Origin of the sequence: Vibrio sp. Vb2880, from assembly GCF_033337975.1 — a bacterium.
GTDB classification, from domain to species: domain Bacteria; phylum Pseudomonadota; class Gammaproteobacteria; order Enterobacterales; family Vibrionaceae; genus Vibrio; species Vibrio alginolyticus.
The window spans coordinates 27,976-50,787 of sequence record NZ_JAWORT010000001.1 but is presented as its reverse complement, the minus strand read 5'-3'; the positions used below and the strand labels follow the sequence as shown (position 1 = coordinate 50,787).

The window sequence follows — 22,812 nt, the reverse complement described above, 5'->3', positions numbered from 1 at the left end:
AAAGGCAGCTACGCCATTCTTAAGACAAGATGAATTTATCACCTTTTCTTAATCCTAGTTTATGAATATGAAACTGTGATGAACCTAAGCCGCATTGTGCTGATTTTCACTGTTTTCAAGATCAAATGAGGCATCTATCAGTTTTTTCGTGTAGTCATTTTTAGGGTTTTGGAAAATCTTTTCGGCCGTACCTTGTTCCATGACCTCGCCCTTTTGCATGACTAGAACACGATCAGAGAGTGCTTTAACTACTGATAGATCGTGGCTAATAAACAAGTAGCCAATATTGTGTTTTTTCTGCAAATCTTTCAGAAGGTCAATCACTGTCAGTTGCACCGAGCGGTCTAATGCAGAGGTTGGCTCATCAAGCAGAATAAACGAAGGTTCAAGGATCAGTGCTCGCGCGATAGCAATACGCTGACGCTGGCCTCCTGAAAACTCGTGCGGATAACGGTTGATGGACGCGGGATCTAAGCGGACCTCACGGAGCACGTCGCGTGCTTTCTGCATACGTTCTTTTTTACTCAACATTGGTTGGTGGACAGTTAATCCTTCTGTGATGATCTCGCCGATAGTCATACGAGGAGAAAGCGAACCATAAGGGTCTTGGAATACCATCTGAACGTCTTTTTTCAGCTCAAAACGTTCTTTGTTTGTCAGCAAGGCTATATCTTGGCCTTTATATTCTATTTTGCCAGTTGAGGGCAGTAGACCTATCAAAGCTCGGCCGAGTGTAGACTTACCTGAACCGGACTCCCCAACGATCCCGAGGGTCTCTCCTTGTTTAAGCTCAAGAGAAATGCCTTTTACCGCTTCGAAGTACTCATTCTTGCTCGCAATAAAATGCGACTTTACCAAGAATTTGACTCGTATATCGTCGGCCTTTAACAGCTGCGTAGCACTTTCGCTAATAGGCTCCTTACTGCCTTTAGGAATCGAGTTGATTAGCATACGTGTGTATTCGTGCTTTGGGTCCTCGAAGAGTGTTTGCGTTTCGCCTTCTTCGACGACTTCTCCTTTACACATCACAATGACACGATCTGCAAAGTGTTTTACGACGCCTAAGTCATGAGTAATAAATAGGATTGCCATGCCCATCTGAGCCTGAATTTCTTTAATCAGGTGCAACACTTCTGCTTGAACCGTGACATCCAACGCTGTTGTAGGTTCGTCGGCGATCAAAATATCGGGCTCGTTAATCAGTGCCATCGCAATCATGATGCGTTGCAATTGACCACCAGAAAATTCGTGTGGGTACTTGTTGTACGCTTTTTCTGGGTTTGGCATATGAACCAATTCAAACAGCTCTAACACCTTTGCTTTTGCTGTTCGTCTGTCGACCGGGCGGTGACACATGATGGCCTCAGCGACTTGGATACCCACCCGCATGTACGGGTTTAGTGAGGTCATCGGCTCTTGAAAAATCATGCCAATGCGATCACCGCGAATACTTTGCATTTCACGCTCTGTTTTATCCAAGATGGAGCTACCCTCAAACATGATGGATGAGCTTTCATGCAAAATAGCGTTGTCTGGCAATAGTTTCATCAGTGCATTGGTTGATACTGACTTGCCAGAGCCAGATTCGCCAACGATGGACAGCGTCTCGCCTGCTTTTAAATCGAAGCTAACATTCTTTACTGCATCGACGATCCCATCGTTTGTCGTAAAGCTGACTGATAGGTTGTTCACCGAAAGAATGGTTTTAGAAGACATCACAGATCCTTGTGGTTGATAAAGCAAATGATACTCAAGCAATGGACAGCACAAACCTAGTTGGCCTCAATACTTGAGCTTTAGATTAATTATACAGGTGAGAAGGCGAAGATTTTGCCGAACTCATTGCTTGCAAATGTAAGAACTGCTCATGCGCGCGCGTTACGTGCTCGAGTTCTATCATCCATTGAGCATTACGTTGGGCAGAGCAAAATGCCGCCATGTGAGCTAACAAGTCTTCGCTCTGTTGACCAAGTAGGTGACCTACGCGCTCAATCAGTTCATGGCTCTCTAGCTGCAAAAATTGAAATAGCGCGTAAGTTTGATTGAGTATTGAGAACGCATCATGTTGTAAGCCGAGTTTGTTGAGAATCTCTGATTGCGTCACGCTGGCATCTCTAAGCCCCGTAATGAGACATACAAACTGGCAAGGTTTAGTTTGTGCATTTTCTAGCGCTAGATGAATGTGGTTGGGTAGATTGTTGAGCACGTCGTCATATAAACGATGAGCTTCTGGCCAATGGCCTTGTTCCATCAGTTGCTCCGCTTTTAAGTAGCGCATCCAGCATTGCTCAATATTCATATCCATCTCCACAACATTTGATTTGTTTAGATATTAAATGAAATTGATTATCAATTGCAAGTGCGTGTTAATATCACTTATGTGTTCATAAAATGTCCAATCAATCTAGGGTGGAAGGTAAATCACTTAAAATTAAGCAAATAATCTCTACACTCAAATAACGAAAATAAGAAAAAAGGAAGTGGATATGGCAATACTAAGATTGGAAGCTAAGCAGCTATATTCTGTAGCAGATCTAGAGAATATGCCATGTAAGTCGACCAAGGAGTTACCTCCAATTGATGAAATCGTGGGCCAAGAGCGCGCGCAAAAAGCGGTCGAGTTTGCGATGTCCATCAAAGAGAAAGGGTATAACATCTACGCCATTGGTCAGAATGGGCTAGGTAAACGCACCATGATCTTGCGCTATCTGAATCGTCACCAGCACGATGCAGCAGCCCTGTTTGATTGGTGTTACGTTGCGAACTTTGAGGATACCCGTACACCAAAGGTATTAAAGCTGCCTTGTGGTATCGGAAATAAGCTACGTGTTGATATTGAAGCTTTAATGGGCAAATTATTGAATGCTTTACCCCTAGCATTCGACAATGAAATGTACTTTAGCCGCGCTGAGCGATTAAAAAATCAATTGGCAGCTAAGCAACAAAACGAGCTGGATCGTATTAGTCGAGAGGCAAAAGAAAAAGGCATCAGCCTAACACTGACTACACAGGGGGATTATCAGTTTGTCGCCATGAACGGTGATGAGCTTCATACGGAAGAGTCTTTTGATGCACTAAGCAAAAAAGAACAAGAGCAATTCAGCGATGCTATTGATGAACTCGAAGTGCGATTGCGCTCGATGGTTCGTGAGCTTACGGAGTGGGAAGAGACATACAGCGATAAAATCAAAAAGCTCAATGATGAAGTGACGCTTGATGTGATTACTCACTTCATCAAAAAACTCAAAGTGGATTACGCGCAATATTCCGAAATCAAAACCTACTTAACTGAGCTGCAAAAAGATATTGTTGAAAACGCAGATATCTTCCTTGACCAAAGTGGCGAGCAAGGCGAAATTGCGACGGCATCCTTGGATAAAAAATTGCCACGTCGTTATAAAGTGAACGTCTTGGTAAGCCGTAAAAGCAGCGAATTTCCTATCGTTGTTGAAGAAAATCCCAACTATCATTCACTCTTCGGGTCGATTGAGACTGCCACTTTCAAGGGAACGGTGTTTACCGACTTCTCGCTGATTCGCGCAGGGAGCTTGCATAAGGCGAATGGCGGCGTTCTATTAATGGATGCTCAGAAAGTACTTGAACAGCCTTACGTTTGGGATGGTTTGAAGCGCGCATTGCGTGCTCGTCAATTGAGTTTTACGTCTCTAGAAAAAGAAGTCACATTGACGGGGGCGGTATCACTCGATCCTGAACCGATTCCGCTTGATATCAAAATTATCTTATTTGGTGATTACCGAACTTACCAATTACTCCAACATTACGATCCAGAGTTCAGCGAGTTGTTCCGTGTGACGGCAGATTTCGAAGACGAAATGAAACGTACGCCGGAGTCTGAGCTGCATTACGCGCGCTTTATCTCTAGCGTGGTGCATGACAACAATATGCTGCATTGCGATCGCAAAGCCATTGCTCGGATCATCGAATACAGCTCACGTTTGTCTGGCGACCAATCCAAGCTATCTCTACATTCGGCTAATATCGCCAACTTGCTTCGAGAGTCGAACTACGTGGCTCGTCAAGCTAACTCTAACATGATCCGTATTGGGCATGTTGAAGAGGCGCTCAATAACCAAGAAATGCGAGTAAGCCGATTACGCGATAACGTAATGGAAACCTTTATTAACGGCACAACGCTGATTCGCACCGAAGGAGAAGCCGTAGGCCAAGTGAACGCACTTTCGGTATTGAGCACTAGTGACTACATGTTTGGTGCACCGAATCGCATCACAGCGACGACGTGTTACGGTGATGGGGATGTTATCGATATCGAGCGCAGCGTGGATTTGGGTGGCAGTATTCACTCTAAGGGCGTAATGATTTTGTCTGCCTATTTATCTTCCGTATTTGGTAAAACGGCACGAGTGCCATTAACGACAACCATTACCTTTGAGCAATCTTATGGTGGTGTTGATGGTGATAGTGCCAGCATGGCTGAGTTATGTGCGGTTGTGTCTGCTTTTTCAAAGCAACCAAACCGACAAGACATTGCGATAACAGGGTCGATGAATCAATTTGGCCAAGCTCAGCCTATTGGTGGCGTAAACGAAAAGATCGAAGGATTTTATGATGTGTGTGTAATTAAAGGTCGTCATGACGGGCAGGGGGTCATTATTCCGCGCTCTAATGTTCACAATCTAATGCTTCGTTCCGACATCGTGAAAGCAGTCGAAAAAGGCGAGTTTAATATTTGGGCGATTGACCATGTTACTGAAGCTATCGAATTGTTTACGGGGAAAGTTGCTGGTGAGCCAACCGATGAAGGCTCTTATCCAATCGATACCATTTTTGGCCTTGCTCAAGCCAAGCTCAATTCGTTGAGAAAATAGGCTGAAACCGTCCTAAATGTGAATGTATCTCATCATAAGTGATCATAATTTATCATAACGACAATATCCCGACGCCACTGTCGGGATATTGTCAATAACAGATTGAAAATGGAGAGTTTTTGTACTAGACAAAAGTGTGATCGACCTCTAATATTCGCCACTTGTTTATTCGTCTGGGATTTATCCCGTCGCAAGGAAGCATAGATATTCAAACTGCCGAAAAGTAACGTTGTTATAAGCACTGCTCGAGTTTGTTTGGATATAGACATCACGCATACAACTGAGGCCCTGTCATGCAGTTATCACTGAAAAATTTGTCAGTACGAACGCAAATTTTGGTTCCGGTATTATTTACCGCGATTGTTTTGTTTATTGCTCTTTGGATTACTAAAAACAATCTTCAAGCAGAGCAAGATGTTATTGCTTCCAACCAAGAGTCTTTGGTTTTTCACAAAGACACATTGGCGAGTATTGACGACCAAATTTACCCTCTGCGCATAAGCGCGGTTTACGCTATTTACGATGCTTCTCGTCGTGAGAATTTTCTAACCGAATTGAAAGAAGGCTTAAAGCAAGTTGATGCCGATTTAAGCGCAATTGAAGCCCGAAACCTATTCCGTGACGATGCCGTTAAAGTTCGCCAAGCAATTGAATCCTATGTGCGATATTCAGAGCGCTCAGTTGCTTTCTTCAACCAATACGATCAAGGTTTGAAATCGGATAGCGAGTACCGTGCATTTGTCAAAGAGTATCGCAATGTTGGCCGAGAAATGGTCCAACAAATTAACACGCTATCAAAGCATGTAAACGAGCAAGCTGAACAATCTACTATCAGAAGTCATCAGCAAAATGAGCGTGTGCAAAATAACGCTATGTTGACAGTTTTAGCGGTATTTGCTTTCTCATTGATAGGCGCTTGGTTCCTATCTGGCATGATTGTTACACCAATCCAAAAGCTGCAAGAAGTGATGCGTCAGTTAGCAATGGGTAATCTATCAGTACGTGCAGATGTCGATGGGGACAATGAGATCTCTAAGCTGAGCAAAGATGTAAACCAAACCGCAGAGCAGTTATACAACACTGTGGACCAGTTAACCCGTATTAGTGAGGAAGTTGCGTCTGCATCGACCGAATTAGCTGCGGTAATGACGCAAGCGGAAGCGAACGCTCAACAAGAGTTGGCGGAGATCGAGCAAGTTGCATCTGCGGTTAACGAGCTTGCAAGTACTGCGAATAATGTGAGTGATAACGCGACCTCTGCTGACGCAACAGCGCGTGAAGCTGATGGACTTGCTCAATCAGGTTTGGCTATCTTCCAAGAAAGTGCGGAAGCAAGTGCGCAAATGTCTCAAGCATTGAACGATGCAGCGCAAGTTGTTTTGCGTCTAAAAGAGCAATCTGTACAGATCAACGATGTTATTGAAGTGATTCGTGGCGTATCTGAGCAGACCAACTTGCTAGCATTGAATGCTGCGATTGAAGCGGCGCGAGCTGGTGAGTCTGGTCGTGGTTTTGCGGTAGTAGCTGATGAAGTACGCATGCTAGCAGCGCGTACTCAAGACTCGACACAAGAGATCCAAACGATCATTGAAGAGCTTCAAGCGCAGTCTGGGCTTGCGAATGACAGTATGCAAGTCAGCCTTGATATGCTTAGCCGCAACAACGAGCTGACGCAACAAGCGAATGAAGCGTTGGTTGGAATTACCGAGTCGGTCGCCAACATCAACGATTCAAACACGCAAGTAGCAACCGCAGCCGAAGAGCAGTCTCAAGTTACTCAAGATATCAATCGCAACGTGGTTAACATGTCGGAGCTTGTAAACCAAAACGTAGCGGGCATCAGCCAGAGTGCAAGTGCGAGTACTGAGCTTTCATTACTTGCAGAGAAGCAGAAAGAGCAATTAAGTTTCTTTAAGCTTTAATTCATCATCTACTTATCAAATCTCTAAATCCCTGAGTGAATGCTCAGGGATTTTTTTGTTTGTAATAATCGGATTTATTATCAATAAGTCTATCTAAAACAGTCAGTTAACAAGATTTTTTGCGGGCAATATCACGTTTTGTGATATTGTTTTTACATTTTTTTCGTCAATTTTTTTTTGACGCGAACATTTTTTTTAACTCAACCGATAACTTGATGGTTGAGAGGTATTCATATCGTCATTTTAAGTGGTGTTTTCTTCTATAAGTGCTGTTTATTCAACACGTTGCGTGAAAAATAACAGCTGCTACTATGCCGCCAGTTTTCTCGTTGGTACAGAAAAGTCCTGTTTTTCTGGTGAGAAAACACATATAAAACAATGATATGGAAAATAACAATGAAATTAAAAACTTTAGCTGTAGCAGTGGCGCTAATGGCATCAGGATCTCAAGTTGTCGCTTCAGAACTATACAACCAAGATGGCACTTCTCTTGAGATGGGCGGCCGCGCTGAAGCGCGTCTTTCTATGATGGATGGTAAGGCAGAAGACCGTACTCGCATCCGTCTTAACTTCCTAGGCAAACAGGAAATCAATGAAAACCTATACGGCGTTGGTTTTTGGGAAGGTGAGTTCAAAACAAAAGAAGAAGGTGCCGTAGATAACAATAGTGATCTTGAAACTCGTTACGCTTATGCGGGGCTGGGTGGCAAATACGGTGAAGTAACTTACGGTAAAAACGACGGCGCACTAGTGGTTCTTACTGACTTTACTGACATTATGGCTTACCACGGTAACACAGCAGCACTTAAACTGCCTGTTTCTGACCGTACAGATAACATGCTGTCTTACAAAGGCCAATTCGAGCAACTAGCTGTACGTGCTAGCTACCGTTTTGCTGATCGCACAACAGATGCACAAGGCTTTACAGACAACGAGGAAGATGGCTTCTCTCTATCTGGTGTTTACGCGTTTGCTAACACTGGTTTTGAACTAGGTGCTGGTTACGCAGATCAAAACGACAGCGATGAGTTCATGCTGGTAGCTGCATACTCTGTAGGTGACTTCTACTTCGCTGGTAACTACACTGGCGCGGATATGGATGTTGCAGGTAAGACTTTTGATTACAAAGGCTACGAACTAGCCGCTGCTTACACTATGGGTCAAACTGTATTCACTTCTACGTTCAACAAAGGTGAACTAGAAGACGCAGATACTGTAGAAAACCTAGCTGTTGATGTAACTTACTACTTCAAGCCTAACTTCCGTGGCTACGCATCATACAACTTCGATCTAATGGATAACGAAGGCGCGGCTGAAAAAGATGAGCTAGCGCTAGGTCTACGTTACGACTTCTAAGTCATGACTCTTATCTAAGATACTGCCTTATTCTTAGTAAATAAAACCCCTTACTGAAAAGTAAGGGGTTTCTTGTTTTCTAGCACTTCAAAGCTTCTTGATAAGCGATAGGGGTTATCAAATCTATCTTTTTAGTGTGAGCTTAGTACCATCAAATTTGAGGTGACTGAGGAGGTTTTTAGCGTTGTTTTTACCAACCTCATCAAACTCCATTCCGTAGCGAGCATAGTGCGTTGATTTTTGTAAATTACAAATACGACCTCGCAACGGCGCTAGCATACGACTTTCTCCGGGCATCGTTAGATCCAATGAAACGTGGTCACCAACCTGAAGTGGTCGGCTCATCGGTGATGTTACAAAACGACAGCCACTACGAGATAAATCTCTTATTTCGCATTCAGTTCGATAGGCTTCTAAACAAACACGCGCTGTCAAGTTTACTTCGTAACGCACTTCTTTGCGAAGCTGAAAGACCTGCATAGTGTTGGGTAGGCCTAGCACCAAAATTGGGTACGGATCGCCTAGTCGATGCTGTAATTGGGCCCGAAATGGGATAACGGCCCCTTCACCTCGATGAGAGTAGGCTTTTACATTGATCCAAAAGCCTTCCTGAAAATAGAACTTCAAGTCTTCATCGGAGATGTTCGGAACCTCTATCAATGCAGTATTATTTGAGTGACAGCCAACAAATGTGCTGGTTGTAATAAACTTTGTACCAACAGGGGTGGTGACGTTTAAGCTCACTTCACTGCCGTGTTCGACCATTGCCATTGCATCGGTGCTATTTAATGTACTTGCCTGACGTTCTGGTGCCTTCTTGCTTTGCAGAGGTAGCTTGCCGTCTCTGGCAATTGGGCTCATATTTCTCATTATAATTGTCGTACCTGATGTAAGAAGGTAATCGCGTGAGGCGAAGCAGCACTCTCGCATGGTATCGATTTTATTCAGTGATATAGTTTGATTCAATCAATCTGTAACAAAAATTAGAGAGCAAGATATGCATAAAGTAACTCATGAGACCACGAATAGTACATTCTGGGTTGATTTAGAGCAGGGTTATAAAGCCAAGGTGATTTATCAGCTTAAGGGTAATGTCATGCACATTACATCAACGGTTGTTCCTGAAGCACTGCGAGGTAAGGGGTACGGAAAAGTGATGATGGAAGCGGTGTTGCCAGAAATTGAGTCACTCGGTTATCAAATCAAACCAGTTTGCCCATATGTTATTCACTACATGGAGAAGAACCAAACGTGGTCACATCTGCTCACATGATGAGTAACAACCACCAACGCTACCAAAATATTGGCCAGGAACTCAATCTAGGTAATTACCGCTCTGTAGAAGTCATACAATCGCTATGGGGAGGCTATGGAGAGTTAGTCCGAGTTACTTATTCTACTCGTTCGGTGATCATTAAGCATGTAAAACTCCCTAAGCCTTCAGAGCATCCTAGAGGCTGGAATACGGACCGTTCTCATCAAAGAAAGTTGCACTCTTATCAGGTGGAAGTGAATTGGTATGAGTATTTTTCCGGAGGGGTGGATACTCGCTGCCGAGTACCGCAAGGTCTAAAAACGTTCCAATCGGAGAATGAATGGCTCATTGTGATGGAAGATCTCGCCGAGGTGGGCTTTCCAAAAGTCATCACAGATGCACAGCTAAAGCATCTACAAGCCTGCCTCACTTGGTTGGCGAACTTTCATGCGCGATACATCGATGTTCGTTCTGATAAGTTGTGGCATATCGGTACATACTGGCACTTAGCAACCAGACCCGACGAGCTTGAAGCATTGCAAGACACTGAGCTACAAAATGCGGCTCAATTGATTGATCAAACGCTTTCGCAAGCTAAGTTTAAAACACTAGTACACGGTGATGCCAAATTGGCGAACTTCTGTTTTGATGAAGAAGAATCAAACGTTGCTGCGGTTGACTTGCAATACGTTGGATGTGGGTGTGCCATGAAAGATGTGGCACTGTTTATGAGTAGTGCCGTTAAGCCAGAACGTTGTGCAGAGATGGAAGTTTGGGTCTTGGATACGTATTTCGCTCAGTTGCAACAGGCATTAATGGTTTATCAGCCGAATCTTGACCCCGATGAAGTCGAGCATGAATGGCGTCCTTTGTTTGCGGTAGCGTGGGCTGACTTTCAGCGCTTTGTGAAAGGTTGGAGTCCTGACCACTGGAAGATCAATCCCTACACAGAAGCATTGACTCGCAGAGCGTTGGCTTACTTACGAAAGTGAGTCGAAGTTTAAAAAGAAAAGCCTCCAACTAGTAGGAGGCTTTTCTTTATTTTTTACTTGGTCTGATACGTGCCATGTAATAGGTATTGATGAACTCACCATCTCGGAATGAGGCATCAATCGCCTCTCCTTCAATTTCAAAACCATGCTTTTTGTACAGGCCAATCGCGGCCTCGTTGTCGGCATTCACTTCTAACTGAATGCGTCTTACATTCAACCAGTTATCCGCCAACTCGGTGATGGTTTCAATCAACTTACTTCCCACGCCTAGGCCGTGAAACTGGTCGTGAACGCCAATACCAAACGCGGCCGTGTGCGCCGTTCTTGGGCGCTGCGAGTGATGAAAGCCAATGTTACCCACTACTTTACCATCGATTTCAGCGACGTAGCTGTAAACACCAGCGGGCATATTCGACAATCGTTCTACCCACATTGCGAGCGAAGGTTTTGGGAGTTGCAGGGTTTCACGTTGTGCTTTTGGTTGTGAATAGATTTCTACGAGTGCCGCTGCGTCTTCAACGGTCGTTGGACGTACGATAATTTCCATGCTTCTCTCCTTCGCTTTTTAGTATTAATTTTCAATCTAACCACAGTTCCTTATTTTGGATAGTATTTTTTGATGTTTTAGAGATAAACACCTTTTAAATTAGGTTGTTATAGGGATGTTTTTCTAAATTTTAGTAGTCATTTATCTTCGGATTTAGCAAATAGATTGCAAAGGTGTTGAATTATTGTACTGAAAATGGCGTGCACGGCAGAGTATCGTGGTGAATTTCATGTTGGAGGAAATAAATGGAATTATTCAAACTGTGACGGCGGCACTGTACATCAGTTGACCTGAATCAATTGAGGGTGGAGTTACCTCTTATGAGGTATGGGGAAGAGGCACGTTTAGCGCTATTTATGCTTAACTTGATAAAGGAGTTTCGTTGAGGAAATAGCATGAAATCCTCTCAGTCTAAAACATCGCAAAGTCGGCGCCGATTTTTGCGGGATACTGTCCGAACTGCTGCAGGCGTTGGCGCAGCAGCGTGTGTGTTGGGTTTACAATCGCTGCAAAGCCAAGCTCGAGAAACCAAAGGTGTGCCTATTCGCCCACCCGGTGCTTTGCCAGAAGGCGATTTCGAATCAGCCTGTATTCGATGTGGCTTGTGTGTTCAAGCATGCCCTTACGACACATTGAAACTCGCGACATTACTTTCTCCTGTAGCCACTGGTTCTCCTTACTTTACTGCGCGCGATATTCCCTGCGAAATGTGCGAAGACATTCCTTGTGTGGTGGTTTGCCCGAGTGGGGCGCTGGATCCGACGTTAACCGATATTGATGATGCTCGAATGGGTACAGCGGTTCTTATTGACCATGAAACTTGCCTTAACTGGCAAGGGCTACGATGCGACGTTTGCTATCGCGTTTGCCCGCTGATTGATGAAGCCATCACATTAGAGATGGTTCATAACGACCGAACTGGCTATCACGCCAAACTTATCCCTACAGTGAATTCAGAAGTGTGTACTGGGTGCGGTAAGTGCGAACAAGCGTGCGTGTTGGATGTCGCTGCTATTAAAGTTGTCCCGACGGATTTGGCGAAAGGCAAAGTGGGCAGCCATTACAATTTTGGTTGGAAAGAGATCGACAAACCACTCGAAAATATCCTCCCTAGTGAGACGCCTGTACCGGAAGGTGTGCTTGAATCGCTAAAAGGAGGTAAGTAATGGCAAAGAACTTAGCTCAAAATGCTGGCAAAGAAGCGGTAGAAAAGCTTGGTTGGTGGCGTGCGCATCGGTTTCTGATTTTACGCCGGCTATGTCAGCTCACCATCATTGCGCTGTTTATGGCTGGGCCGACATTAGGGGTTCTAACCGGTAACCTCTCATCGAGTATGTTGTTCGACACGGTCCCTTTAAGTGACCCGTTAATTGTGCTTCAAGCTTTGGCGACAGGGCATATCCCGGAGTTTAATGCGTTGTTAGGCGTAGTGATTGTCGTGCTGTTCTACGCGATGTTAGCGCCGCGCGCATTTTGTGCTTGGGTATGCCCGTTGAACATCGTGACGGACTTGGCGGCGTGGCTGCGCCGAAAGTTCAACATTAAAGCGAGCTATCGTTGGTCTCCTGCTATTCGCTATTGGCTGATCCCTGTTTTGATGTTGGGCAGCGCGCTGTCTGGCGCGATTCTTTGGACATGGTTAGATCCAGTGGCGGCACTGCATCGCGGATTGGTGTTTGGTATGGGCGCAGGTTGGGTGCTGATCGCACTGGTGTTCGTACTGGATTTACTCTTAGTTGAGCATGGGTGGTGTGGGCACTTATGTCCACTGGGAGCTACCTATGGCGTGATAGGCCGAAAAAGCCTGTTGCGTGTTACTGCTGTTCGCCGCGAAGATTGCACGAAATGCATGGATTGCTTTTACGTTTGCCCAGAGCCAGAAGTGCTTCGGCAGCCTTTGAAAGAGGGAGATCGTCGAGTTATGGATCAAAACTGCATAAGTTGTGGCCGCTGTTTGGATGTTTGTCCAGAACATGTGTTTGAGTTCAAAAATCGCCTTAATGTGAAAAACATCGACTAAGTCGATAAGCCACTCATCAACCTTTTTCTTGCCTTTTACACATCGCGCTCACTTTCATCATTGGGCGCGATGTTTTCTGTATTGGTCATATCCTCAGTGCACTTAGAATCGCAACAGTGCGTATGTGACCATAAATAATAATGATATTGCGAATTTGTTACATTTAAAGCTATGATGATGACTTCATATCTAAAGGATGCATCATGAATACCTCTTCTCACGGCTGGAGAACGCCGCAAAATTTCCTTCTGTTGATCTCGATTATTGTGCCCATTGCCTTTTCTACCTGGATGGCTTTGCTGAATAACTTTGTTATTGAAAAAGCGAACTTTGATGGGGCGGACATTGGCTTATTACAAAGCGTGCGTGAAATACCGGGCTTTTTAGCCTTTACCGCCGTGTTTCTGTTGTTGTTTATCCGCGAACAACGATTCATGTTGGTGTCATTAGCGATGCTAACACTTGGTACAGCATTAACAGGTTACTTTCCCACTTTGTACGGTTTACTTTTTACGACCTTGTTGATGTCCACTGGTTTTCACTACTTTGAAACATTGAAGCAGTCCCTGTCTTTGCAATGGCTATCGAAAGAAGAAGCGCCAGAAATGCTAGGCAAGTTTATCTCGGTCGGCGCTCTGGCTTCTCTGTTTACCTACGGCGCGATTTGGATTTTGTTAGAGCAGCTTAAATTTGATTTCAAAACCGTATATTTGCTGGCGGGTGGCGTTGGCTTTGTGTTGATCATCGTGATGGCACTGGTGTTTCCTCAGTTCAAAACAGCTGTGCCACAAAATAAGAAACTCGTACTGCGTAAGCGTTACTGGTTGTATTACGCGCTTACTTTTATGAGTGGTGCGCGTCGACAGATTTTCACTGTATTTGCGGGCTTCCTGATGGTAGAGAAGTTTGGCTATTCTGCCGCAGACATTACCTTACTGTTTTTGATCAACTACCTGTTTAACTTTTTATTTGCCAAGCGCATTGGCCGTTTTATCGGTGTTGTCGGTGAGCGTAAGGCATTAACGTTTGAATACGTCGGTTTGATTTTCGTCTTTGTAGGCTATGGTTTGGTGCAAACGGCGGAATGGGCTGCGGCGCTGTATGTTGTCGACCACTTGTTCTTTGCGCTTGCCTTGGCGATTAAAACGTACTTCCAGAAGATTGCTGATCCGGCCGATATGGCATCGACCGCTGGCGTTGCGTTTACCATCAACCACATCGCAGCGGTGGTGATTCCCGTTACATTCGGGATGATTTGGTTGGTGTCGCCTTCTAGCGTTTTCTACATCGGAGCGGGTATGGCCGCCGTTAGCTTGTTGTTGTCACTCAATATTCCAGCGAAGCCGGAAGAGGGGAACGAAACGCGATTGTTGAGGTGGAGTTAGTGCTCACTACTCAAAAGACTAAGCCATAATCTGGATAGAAAAATGGGATGCATCGCATCCCATTTTTATGACTATCTCGTGTTAAAACGGATACCAGAACAGTTGTGTGTCCATAACCCGCTTGCTGATCGCAGCAATCACTATCGCAGCAATCCCCGCCATACAGATCATATCGGCTTTGGTCAGGGGTTTTAGGCTGTACCAGGTGCGAGATGAGTGACGGCCGAAGCCACGCAACGTCATCGCGTTGGAGATTTGGTCGGCTCTGTCCAAACTAGAGAAAATCAGAGGGCCAAGAATCTTCGCCACGTTCTTCATACGAGTGAACAACGGAGCCTTCTTACTCAGTTCTACTCCGCGTGCTTGTTGCGCGTGCATGATGTTAACAAAGTCCTTTTTCACTTCCGGCAAGTAGCGCAGCGTTAAGCTCACGGCATAGGCGATTTTGTAAGGCACACCTAAGCGGTTCAAGCTGGCTGAAAACTCCGTCGGGTGAGTGGTAAATACAAACACCAACGCGATTGGGAACATGCTGAAGTATTTCAACGTGACCGTTACTAAGTAAAACAACGTCTCTTGAGTGAGTGAGTAATTACCGGGTAACGAGAGTAAAACCGTTGATGAGCCCATGAACTCAGTACCTTGTTGCGGCGCTAACGCGAACATAAACAGGGCATTGATCAGCAATACCGTGCCTGTACCCAGTAAAAGCGGTTTGTAGACATGAAATGGCACTTTGGTCATTTTCAATAAGCCTAAACCAAGCACGATCAACAGCGCGATGATTCGCAAGTCAAATGTGGTCAACACCACCGTTACCCAAGCAATGAAAAGTAAGAACTTAGTAATGCCATTCAACTTATGAAGTGGCGATTGGGTATCGATGTAGTTGATACCAAACTTCATCTTATTGTCTTTCATGCCACTGCTTTCTCTGGTTGGTTTACTTCGCTGCTTTTTTGTTGGCGGTGCGCTTTTTCTACATTGATAAAATGCTGCATAAAGCCATTGGTGTCTTCGATGCCAACTTTCGTAGCCAACTCAAACAGACTTGTTGTGGTGAGGTTTGCTTGGTCTAGTAGCTCTGGACTGCTGAATACCTGCGTCATTGGTGCATCCGCGACTAATTTACTGTCTGCAATCACGATAGAGCGCGTGGTGTATTCCAGCACTAAATGCATGTCATGAGAGATGATCATCACGGTTACGCCCAACTCGCGATTGAGCTTTTCGATGAAACTCAGCATAGATGTGTAGTTCCGGTAGTCCTGACCTGCCGTCGGTTCATCAAGGATCAGAAGCTCTGGTTCCAATACCAAAATTGACGCAATGGTTACGCGCTTTTTCTGGCCGTAGCTCAATGCTTCGATTGGCCAGTGACGGTATTTGCTCAAACCGCACAGCTCAAGGACTTCAAATACTTTAGCTTCGATTTGTTTCTCTTCAACGCCACGATTACGGAGGCCGAAGGCCACTTCGTCGAAAATCATGTGATGGGAAATCATGTGATTCGGGTTTTGCATCACCACGCCCACTTTCTGGCTACGCTCGAAGATGGTCAGTTCGTTAAGATCTTGACCATTTATGCTCATTGAGCCGCTATCCGCTTCAATAACGCCCATAATCAGTTTGGTGATGGTCGATTTACCCGAGCCATTTTTGCCAAGTACAGAGACAAACTCGCCACGCTTGATGTCAAAACTCACGTCTTCTAACGCGTTTTTCTCACCGTCGTAAGAATAGGTGAGGCCACGGACTTCAAACAAAGTCTCGGCTGGCGTTTTAGGTGGTTGTGCTGTTGAACCATCAAACCATGCTTGTACTGCCGGTTTATATTGCTCCAACGGTAAGGTAGTTAAGCTAGAAGGTTTTGCATCGTCCTCAATCGCGCAGCCTGCTTCTTTCAGTGCTGAAATATAAAGCGGTTCGCGGATGCCGTAATCTTCTAGCAGAGGCGACGCTAAAATTTCATCTGGCGTTGTATCGGCAATGATTTTGCCGCTTTCCATCAAGATAATACGGTCAACTGAGCAATGCAGAACGTCTTCAAGACGATGCTCAATGATTACGATGGTTTTGCCCGTTTCGCGGTGTAGATCATCGATGATCTCGATGGTTTTTTTACCCGTTTTAGGGTCAAGCGCAGCTAGTGGTTCATCAAACAAAAGGATATCGACATCATCGACGAGAATGCCCGCCAAAGAAACACGCTGTTTCTGCCCGCCAGATAAATCGTGGGGTGAGCGTTCTAGCATCTGTTCCAAGTCGACCATTTTGGCCGTGGCTTTGACCAATGGGTACATGTCGATATTTGAAGTTAGCTGGTTCTCCAGCGCAAATGCAATGTCTTCGCCAATGCTCAAACCGACAAATTGGCTGTCCGTATCTTGGAGTACGGTGCCAACTTGCTCAGTGTATTGGTGCATGTCGAAAGGGGCGGTGTCTTGACCATTGATGATCAATGTTCCACTGGTTTCCCCTTTGATTGCGTGTGGGATCAGTCCGTTAAGACATTGCCCAAGAGTAGATTTACCACTACCACTTGGACCGATAATGACGATTTTCTCTCCTTTCTCTATCCTTAGATTGATATTTTTTAGCGTCGGTTTGTCCAGCGACTCATATCTAAAAGAGAAGTTAGAAAATTCGATTGTCATTCGACATTAAGCCTCTGTTAAGTTACGGCTTTGCTTGTTACGTTTAGCGACAGATTTAAGAATGAAGAAGCCAACAATAGCAATAAGAATGGTGTTACCGATCGCGATAATAGAAAGCTGGGTAAACACTTTAGTGAACGGTTCTGCGTATAAAATCGTGTCGAGGAATGCAGAGCAACCGTAACCAAATACGTTGCCTAATAGTGCAAGTACCACGAATAACGCGAAGTCTTTCATATTGAAATCGCCTTTCTCTAAACGGTAGCGCGTTAGAGAAGGGAATAGACCGATAATCAAACCAACAATACCTGAACCAAGTACCCAAGTGAGCCATACGCCCCAACCAGCAAATAGGTCAGTAACCCAGTGCCCAATAAAACCAACCAAGAAGCCAACAAGTGGTCCAAATAGTACTGAGAACAATGCTAATACTGCCATGGCTGGTTTTAGCGTTGTGTTTGCAAACACAGGGATGCCAAACATAGGTAAGCCGCCGATACCGTAAAGAGCAGCACCGATTGCAATAACCACAACAGTTTTAGCGGAAAGATTCATAGATAACCTCAGTTCAATAGTCGATTTTAAAGAACGTTCATTTATATTGTTGGAAAGCGTTAGTTATTTGATTGTGTAACATATATTCAAAACAACCAAGCTGCTTATTGTTTGCTCTATTTTTCTTCAGGAAATGTGTGATTTGATTCACGCATCCCTTTGACTGGCTTTGTTTTTTAGCAAGCATTAAAAATAAGGCGCGCATTATACAGAATATTGATAAAAGTGGGAATGCTATCTGTCTGGATGGCTAGAATGAAATCGGAGGCTGATTGTCAGCCCCCGATTACACTTTTTGATGCTATTTTCATCGATAAATGAATGAGCTAGCAGTTCATTAATGGTCGAGGTATAAATAGTTCTGCCAGCTCTTCATACGAATAAGCACTTTGCGCATCACTGATACGTGAGTAAAGCTGTCTGAATAAACTGCAACTTCAACCGCAGTACCCATTGGTAAGTGGTATCCACTCAAGTCGTCGGTAATTTTCAGCTTCGCAAAAACACGTCCGCTCGTGCGCAAGGCATCAGTCCCGAGCAGAGCGCCTCGCGCTTGAATTTGGCTTTCACCAATGGCTGGAATCACGTCAATGACTTCGCCACGGAACACTTTGCCCGGAATTGCGCGGAACATAAATTCTGCTTCAAAGCCTGGCTTCAAGCGTTGTAATGAGTTCTGTCTGAATGCCGCGGTGTACGTAATGTCTTCGGTATGTACGAAGGTCATTGCCGGGGCAAGTGGCAACGGCACAGCCATCACTCCAGGACGTAAAGCCAATTGCGTAACGTAACCATCGGTTGGCGCACGAACGACGGTTTGCTCTAGGTTAAACTCTGCTTTACGCAGCTCGGCAAGAAGTTGCGCGACTTGGGTATTTTCGCCTCCGATTTCAGAGTCCAGAGCGATTTGCGCTTGTTCTTGTTGCAAAATCGCAACGTCTAACATGGCTTCTGCCGCTTTATACGCTTGGCGTCGAGTATCCAAATCTTGTTCAGTAAACGCGCCACGATCAAAGCCCCTTTGATATCGGCTGAATTCCCTTTGTGCTTTATCTCTGTCCGCTTGCGCTTTCAATACAGCAGCTTCTGCCTCTCTTAGATCAGACTCTAAACCCAAGGCACCTTGGCTTGCTTCTTTGACTTTCGCTTCAAGGCGAGCAACTTCTGCTTCAAAAGGCACAGGATCGATTTTGAAAAGAATATCGCCCGTTTTGAGCGGTTGGTTGGCCTGGACTGGCACTTCTACCACGCGGCCACGCACGCCAGAGACGATAGGCGTAGTCGGGAACACTTGGTTACCCAATTGAGTAAATGGGTGGTTGTAGTTCATAAGCAGCACGAGTGTGCCCACTAACACTACGCCGCCAAGTACGGCGGTTGGAACGGTCCATTTGTTTAGAGGAATATTGAAAATTTTAAAAATGGCAATACAAAGAGCTGCGTAAGTCAGAATCAGCAATAAGTCCATTATTCGTCCTCTTTACTTTGTTCAGGCAAAGGCTTTTGCTGAATCTTTTGTTGTTTCAACATCGATACTTCGTTTTTGAGTTCGTTGACTTCATCGATGAGTTCTTCAAGGCGGTGATGAATGTCGTGTGTTTCTTGTTCTAGTTGTTTAAAACCCCAGCCGCGTTCCTTGCGCCATAATGTTGCCCAGATCCATAAAAATGGCCACAGCGCATGCAAAGTGAAAAGGCTGACCCAGCCAGCGTAGTGAATTGCGTCTTGGTGCGGGTGCTCTCTCTCTTTGGCGATTTCATATGGAATATCATGGATGACAATGATTCCGTAAAAGATCACTAAAGCAACGAAGATGAGTAACCCAAGTGCAAAATAGTCTAGAAACATCTTACCTACCTGTGCGTATTGCGAAATGGAAAATCTACGTAAATTAACAATTTAAGTATTTGTCTTAACTACAGATGAATCAAGCGGTTTTTATGTAGGAATTATGTTTATGCGATGTAAGTATCCACTGATGTTTATTGGCAGTTAAGGTGTTGCTGAGTACTTATTTAAACAAGCAGTGAAGTGATATAGGAAGGATAAATAAAAAGTATACTAAAGCCCCAGGTGTCAACCGGGGCATGGTTTAAAGTTCGGTACAGACTTGGTTTCTGCCATTGGCTTTGGCGCGATAAAGAGCTTTGTCTGCACGATAAAAAGTTCGCTGAGTATTCTCGCCTTCTCGATGCAAGGTAATCCCTATGGATACGGTCAGCCCCCGTTCACCAAGAATATCGTCCCAACCATATTGATAAATCCGTTCACGATAATTCTCGGCATGCATTTCTGCTCGTTCCAGTTGGGTATTTTCAAGGATCACGAGGAACTCTTCACCACCAAATCGAACGCATGATGCGCTTTTAAATTTGAAGTAGGACGCCAGTTCCTGTGACACACTTTTGATCGCTTTGTCGCCAACCAAGTGGCTTAGTTCGTCATTGATAGATTTGAAGTGATCGATATCGATGACCATCAATGCAAATGCAGTATCGTGCAGAAGTAGATCTTTTAGTTTAACTTCTAACCAGCGTCGGTTGTGTAAAGACGTAAGTGGATCGGTAAAGACGTCCTGCTGTAGCTGAGCAACAGTATTTTTATGCTGCTTGGTGGTTTCTTTTAGTTCTTTGTTTTCTAGCTCTGACAAAATGAGTTTGAGTTGTAACTCAAAGCGTGAAAGTCGGCGTAGTTGAGCAGACCCTAACTCACCGATCGGAATATGTTTTACAAGATCAGATTCGATTCTATGCGCTTTTTTTTCACAATTTAATGCTTCTTGATACAACCCTTGAGAGGCGTAAACTTGACTCATCGCGTTATAAAAATGCTGAGTAACGATAGGAGATAGCTGCTTTTGAATCCTTTTACTGATGGAGTCCAACGTTAAATTAGCTAAAGAAGTGTGCCCTACACCGTTTAGACAATACGCAGTCTCAATTTTGACCATCGTAGATAACCAGTATGTCGTGGCACTACCCGTTGTATACTGAACATTCGAAATAGCCAGCAACGCATTGGGGTAGTCTTCTTGCAGACGATGTAATTTGGCTCGGTAGAGGTGAATTTGTGCGGCGAGGTTTTTATCACTGACGAGAATGCTCAGTTCTTCACATTCACTCAATAGCTCTTTGGCGTCTGCGGTACGGTTCAAGCTGATATAACAGGCAAGCATGTACAGCTTGTAACGAAGGCGTAGGGATCGACTGCCAATAGCGTGATCGATAGCATCTATTTTTTGATAATAACGTAATGCACGTTGGTGATCCCCATAGGCATCGCACAAATTACCCATTCCAATAATGGCCAATACGTACTCATCAATATAGCCGTACTCGACGGCGATATTGGTTGAAGCAACATACTCGGTTAATGCCGCATTGTAGTCACCTACTTCAACTAAACGCTCACTCAAGCTTGCTTTCACAGAAAGAATATCTTCCACATCTTCTGGTAAAACAAGTAACTCAAGGGCTTGTTTCAATTCACTAATGCTGTCGTTGAGCTGTTTGATCTCTCTTCGATACTCGGCGCTAATGATATAGCAATGCGCTTTCTCTCGGTTTGTTGACGCAATATGTAACCCTATGTGTTCCCATAGCGTAATCGCTTCTTCACCTGAAACGGAAGAAGGATCGATACCTGCGTCAGTCACCTTGCTAAGCAGTTGTTCCATTCTTCATTACCTCAATATAACTTTCTTCGAGCTGTTCTAACGTGAATGGGAAGGTCAGGATATCTTGCAAATACAGTATCGGTTTCGGGCCTTTGATTCCGCGTCGCTTCCATGGATAGATGTCTAACATCGCTTGGACAGTGCGGTAGACCTCTTCTGCTGCTTGACCTTTTTCTGCAATTAACATTGCTAGCCTGTTACTGGAAATTCTCGAGATGAGGTCGCTGGAGGTTGTTAATGCATGAACGAGCTCGGTACAAACATCGAGAACTTCGGGGTTTGAATGCTGAATCATAATGATGGCGTGGTTAGAGCGTTTGAGCTCCGTTTTAAACAAAACTAACTGTTCCCACCAGTAGGTTTCAGAAACGACATTAGAGAACTGTTTTTCAGGGTCGTATTCGTGTTGAGAGCGAATATGATTGATCAGCTTACGTGCTCGCTGCTCTAGTTGGCGTTTAGAGCCTCTTGCTTTATCCATGCTGATTCGATGAGTTTGTTCTTTGAGCATTTTGAGTGCGTGCTTACGGTATTTCTTGAACGCGTTAAACGCAGACTCAAAGTCTCCTTGTTCTTCAGCGACTCGTGATTGTTGGAAGCAAATTTGGCTGAGTAGCTCACCGTGGTCGAAACTGAGTGCAGACTCTTCTGCTGCAAGTAGCAACTTGGCAGCGCTGTCTGTATTTTGGCGCAAAAGCTCAAGTCTTGCTCGGCTAATAAAAGAGTGTGCTTTCATCCAAACGAGGTCATGCTCAATGGCGAGCTGGTGGGCTTTTTGGGTGGCTTCTTCGGCCGCATCAAGGCGTTCTAGTCCAAGCAGTGCTAACCCTTTAAAGTCCCAGATCTCGGCTTGCCATGTACTATCATCATGATCTTTTAATACTTCGGTTGCTCCATCCAGTACCGTAAGCATCTCGACAAACTTATTTAGTAAGTAATAGTCCCAAGCTAATAAGATGCGCGCTTTACCTTCTAACCAAGCAATACGAACATTGTTTGCCACTTTAACGGCTAACTCATGAGTTGAAGCGGCAAGTTGGTGTTCATTAGTGATGCGCCATACATTACCAAGCCCAATTAGAGATTCGATTTGAATTTCAACATCATCAACGAGAGCAGATTGTTCGAGCGCATTAATCCAATATTGTTGCGCGGAATAATACTTTGCCTGCCCCCAATATTGGAGTGCAAAAAGATGGAGAATTTCCGGGAGATGATCGTCGGTTTCAAGCTGTGTTTGTTTGCTGTAAGCGTCTTTGACGAGTTTTAAGCCTTGTCGGTAATCCATTAGGCACCAACAGCATTGCGCCATGATGAGTAAGGCTTTGATCTCTCCGTCCACAAATAAAATTTGTTCCGCGCGGATACGATATTGCTGCGCAACATTAAAGGTATGTTTAGGGGCCGATTTTATTTGGCCTTTAAGCTTAGTGAGATCATCTTCTAGCTGAATTTGGTTTTTATCCAACGTTCACATCCATGACTATCGAACTGGAAATCACACCTAATATTAAGTGGTTAGATGCATGTTTCTTTACCAAAGCGATGCGGATAACGTTTTGGTAAACGATCAGGGGCCGTAATGTATACCGTTACAACC

Annotated in this window: 19 protein-coding genes; 8 read left to right on the top strand and 11 right to left on the bottom strand. The window is 44.6% G+C overall.

The annotated features are described in order from the left end of the window. Positions 1 to 84: 84 nt before the first annotated feature. Both R7M92_RS00200 and R7M92_RS00195 read right to left on the bottom strand, forming a co-directional pair. A complete protein-coding gene (locus tag R7M92_RS00200) occupies positions 85 to 1,716 on the bottom strand; it encodes an ABC transporter ATP-binding protein (RefSeq protein WP_318132465.1) in 1,632 nt (543 codons plus the stop codon). Between the two features lie 85 nt (positions 1,717 to 1,801). Next, positions 1,802 to 2,299 carry a hypothetical protein gene (locus R7M92_RS00195; RefSeq protein ID WP_005375116.1) on the bottom strand — a complete coding sequence of 166 codons (498 nt, stop codon included), beginning with the start codon at positions 2,297 to 2,299 and terminating at the stop codon, positions 1,802 to 1,804. 187 nt (positions 2,300 to 2,486) lie between these two features. Here R7M92_RS00195 and R7M92_RS00190 point away from each other — a divergent pair, with 187 nt between their 5' ends. The 3 genes from R7M92_RS00190 to R7M92_RS00180 all read left to right on the top strand — a co-directional run bounded on the left by R7M92_RS00190 (position 2,487) and on the right by R7M92_RS00180 (position 8,125). Then, positions 2,487 to 4,847 carry a Lon protease family protein gene (locus tag R7M92_RS00190; protein ID WP_136976844.1) on the top strand — a complete coding sequence of 787 codons (2,361 nt, stop codon included), beginning with the start codon at positions 2,487 to 2,489 and terminating at the stop codon, positions 4,845 to 4,847. Between the two features lie 293 nt (positions 4,848 to 5,140). Then, the gene (locus R7M92_RS00185; protein ID WP_005375120.1) at positions 5,141 to 6,769 is read left to right on the top strand and encodes a methyl-accepting chemotaxis protein; all 1,629 of its coding nucleotides are present in this window, start codon (positions 5,141 to 5,143) and stop codon (positions 6,767 to 6,769) included. Positions 6,770 to 7,165: 396 nt separating this feature from the next. Continuing rightward, a complete protein-coding gene (locus tag R7M92_RS00180) occupies positions 7,166 to 8,125 on the top strand; it encodes a porin (protein ID WP_064354918.1) in 960 nt (319 codons plus the stop codon). A gap of 123 nt (positions 8,126 to 8,248) precedes the next feature. Here R7M92_RS00180 and R7M92_RS00175 read toward each other — a convergent pair whose 3' ends face one another. Then, a complete protein-coding gene (locus R7M92_RS00175; protein ID WP_373921558.1) occupies positions 8,249 to 8,995 on the bottom strand; it encodes a flagellar brake protein in 747 nt (248 codons plus the stop codon). Between the two features lie 127 nt (positions 8,996 to 9,122). On the opposite strand from R7M92_RS00175, the gene R7M92_RS00170 reads away from it, so the two are divergent. Together R7M92_RS00170 and R7M92_RS00165 are read left to right on the top strand one after the other, a co-directional pair. Next, a complete protein-coding gene (locus R7M92_RS00170; protein ID WP_005375124.1) occupies positions 9,123 to 9,398 on the top strand; it encodes a GNAT family N-acetyltransferase in 276 nt (91 codons plus the stop codon). Beyond that, positions 9,395 to 10,372, top strand: a complete 978-nt coding sequence (locus tag R7M92_RS00165) for a phosphotransferase (RefSeq protein WP_318132568.1) — start codon at positions 9,395 to 9,397, stop codon at positions 10,370 to 10,372. The genes R7M92_RS00170 and R7M92_RS00165 overlap by 4 nt, the downstream gene beginning before the upstream one ends. 46 nt (positions 10,373 to 10,418) lie before the next feature. Here the strand turns inward: R7M92_RS00165 and R7M92_RS00160 are convergent, their stop codons facing one another. Further along, on the bottom strand, positions 10,419 to 10,919 hold the full coding sequence (locus R7M92_RS00160; RefSeq protein ID WP_005462908.1) for a GNAT family N-acetyltransferase: 501 nt from the start codon (positions 10,917 to 10,919) through the stop codon (positions 10,419 to 10,421). A 395-nt stretch (positions 10,920 to 11,314) separates the two neighbouring features. Here R7M92_RS00160 and napG point away from each other — a divergent pair, with 395 nt between their 5' ends. The 3 genes from napG (at position 11,315) to R7M92_RS00145 (ending at position 14,324) form a co-directional block, all read left to right on the top strand. Continuing rightward, the gene (gene napG, locus R7M92_RS00155) at positions 11,315 to 12,085 is read left to right on the top strand and encodes a ferredoxin-type protein NapG (RefSeq protein WP_318132464.1); all 771 of its coding nucleotides are present in this window, start codon (positions 11,315 to 11,317) and stop codon (positions 12,083 to 12,085) included. Further along, entirely contained in the window at positions 12,085 to 12,939 is an 855-nt protein-coding gene (gene napH / locus R7M92_RS00150) for a quinol dehydrogenase ferredoxin subunit NapH (RefSeq protein ID WP_045545521.1), read from the top strand. The genes napG and napH overlap by 1 nt, the downstream gene beginning before the upstream one ends. A gap of 203 nt (positions 12,940 to 13,142) precedes the next feature. Beyond that, positions 13,143 to 14,324, top strand: a complete 1,182-nt coding sequence (locus tag R7M92_RS00145) for an MFS transporter (protein ID WP_025632319.1) — start codon at positions 13,143 to 13,145, stop codon at positions 14,322 to 14,324. A gap of 81 nt (positions 14,325 to 14,405) precedes the next feature. Here R7M92_RS00145 and R7M92_RS00140 read toward each other — a convergent pair whose 3' ends face one another. From R7M92_RS00140 to R7M92_RS00110, 7 genes are all read right to left on the bottom strand, one after another. Further along, a complete protein-coding gene (locus tag R7M92_RS00140) occupies positions 14,406 to 15,245 on the bottom strand; it encodes an energy-coupling factor transporter transmembrane component T family protein (RefSeq protein WP_025504575.1) in 840 nt (279 codons plus the stop codon). Continuing rightward, positions 15,242 to 16,981 carry an ABC transporter ATP-binding protein gene (locus R7M92_RS00135; RefSeq protein ID WP_318132459.1) on the bottom strand — a complete coding sequence of 580 codons (1,740 nt, stop codon included), beginning with the start codon at positions 16,979 to 16,981 and terminating at the stop codon, positions 15,242 to 15,244. The genes R7M92_RS00140 and R7M92_RS00135 overlap by 4 nt, the downstream gene beginning before the upstream one ends. A 6-nt stretch (positions 16,982 to 16,987) precedes the next feature. After that, the gene (locus tag R7M92_RS00130) at positions 16,988 to 17,536 is read right to left on the bottom strand and encodes an ECF-type riboflavin transporter substrate-binding protein (RefSeq protein ID WP_005375133.1); all 549 of its coding nucleotides are present in this window, start codon (positions 17,534 to 17,536) and stop codon (positions 16,988 to 16,990) included. A 337-nt stretch (positions 17,537 to 17,873) separates the two neighbouring features. Then, positions 17,874 to 19,004: an HlyD family secretion protein gene (locus R7M92_RS00125; protein ID WP_005375134.1), complete on the bottom strand. Its 1,131-nt coding sequence runs from the start codon at positions 19,002 to 19,004 to the stop codon at positions 17,874 to 17,876. After that, positions 19,004 to 19,384, bottom strand: coding sequence for a DUF3302 domain-containing protein (locus tag R7M92_RS00120; protein ID WP_005375135.1), 381 nt, complete (start codon positions 19,382 to 19,384; stop codon positions 19,004 to 19,006). Before R7M92_RS00120 ends, R7M92_RS00125 begins: the two co-directional genes overlap by 1 nt. 244 nt (positions 19,385 to 19,628) lie before the next feature. Continuing rightward, on the bottom strand, positions 19,629 to 21,212 hold the full coding sequence (locus tag R7M92_RS00115) for a GGDEF domain-containing protein (RefSeq protein ID WP_154204002.1): 1,584 nt from the start codon (positions 21,210 to 21,212) through the stop codon (positions 19,629 to 19,631). After that, entirely contained in the window at positions 21,196 to 22,680 is a 1,485-nt protein-coding gene (locus tag R7M92_RS00110; RefSeq protein WP_054729922.1) for a hypothetical protein, read from the bottom strand. The genes R7M92_RS00115 and R7M92_RS00110 overlap by 17 nt, the downstream gene beginning before the upstream one ends. Positions 22,681 to 22,812: the final 132 nt, after the last annotated feature.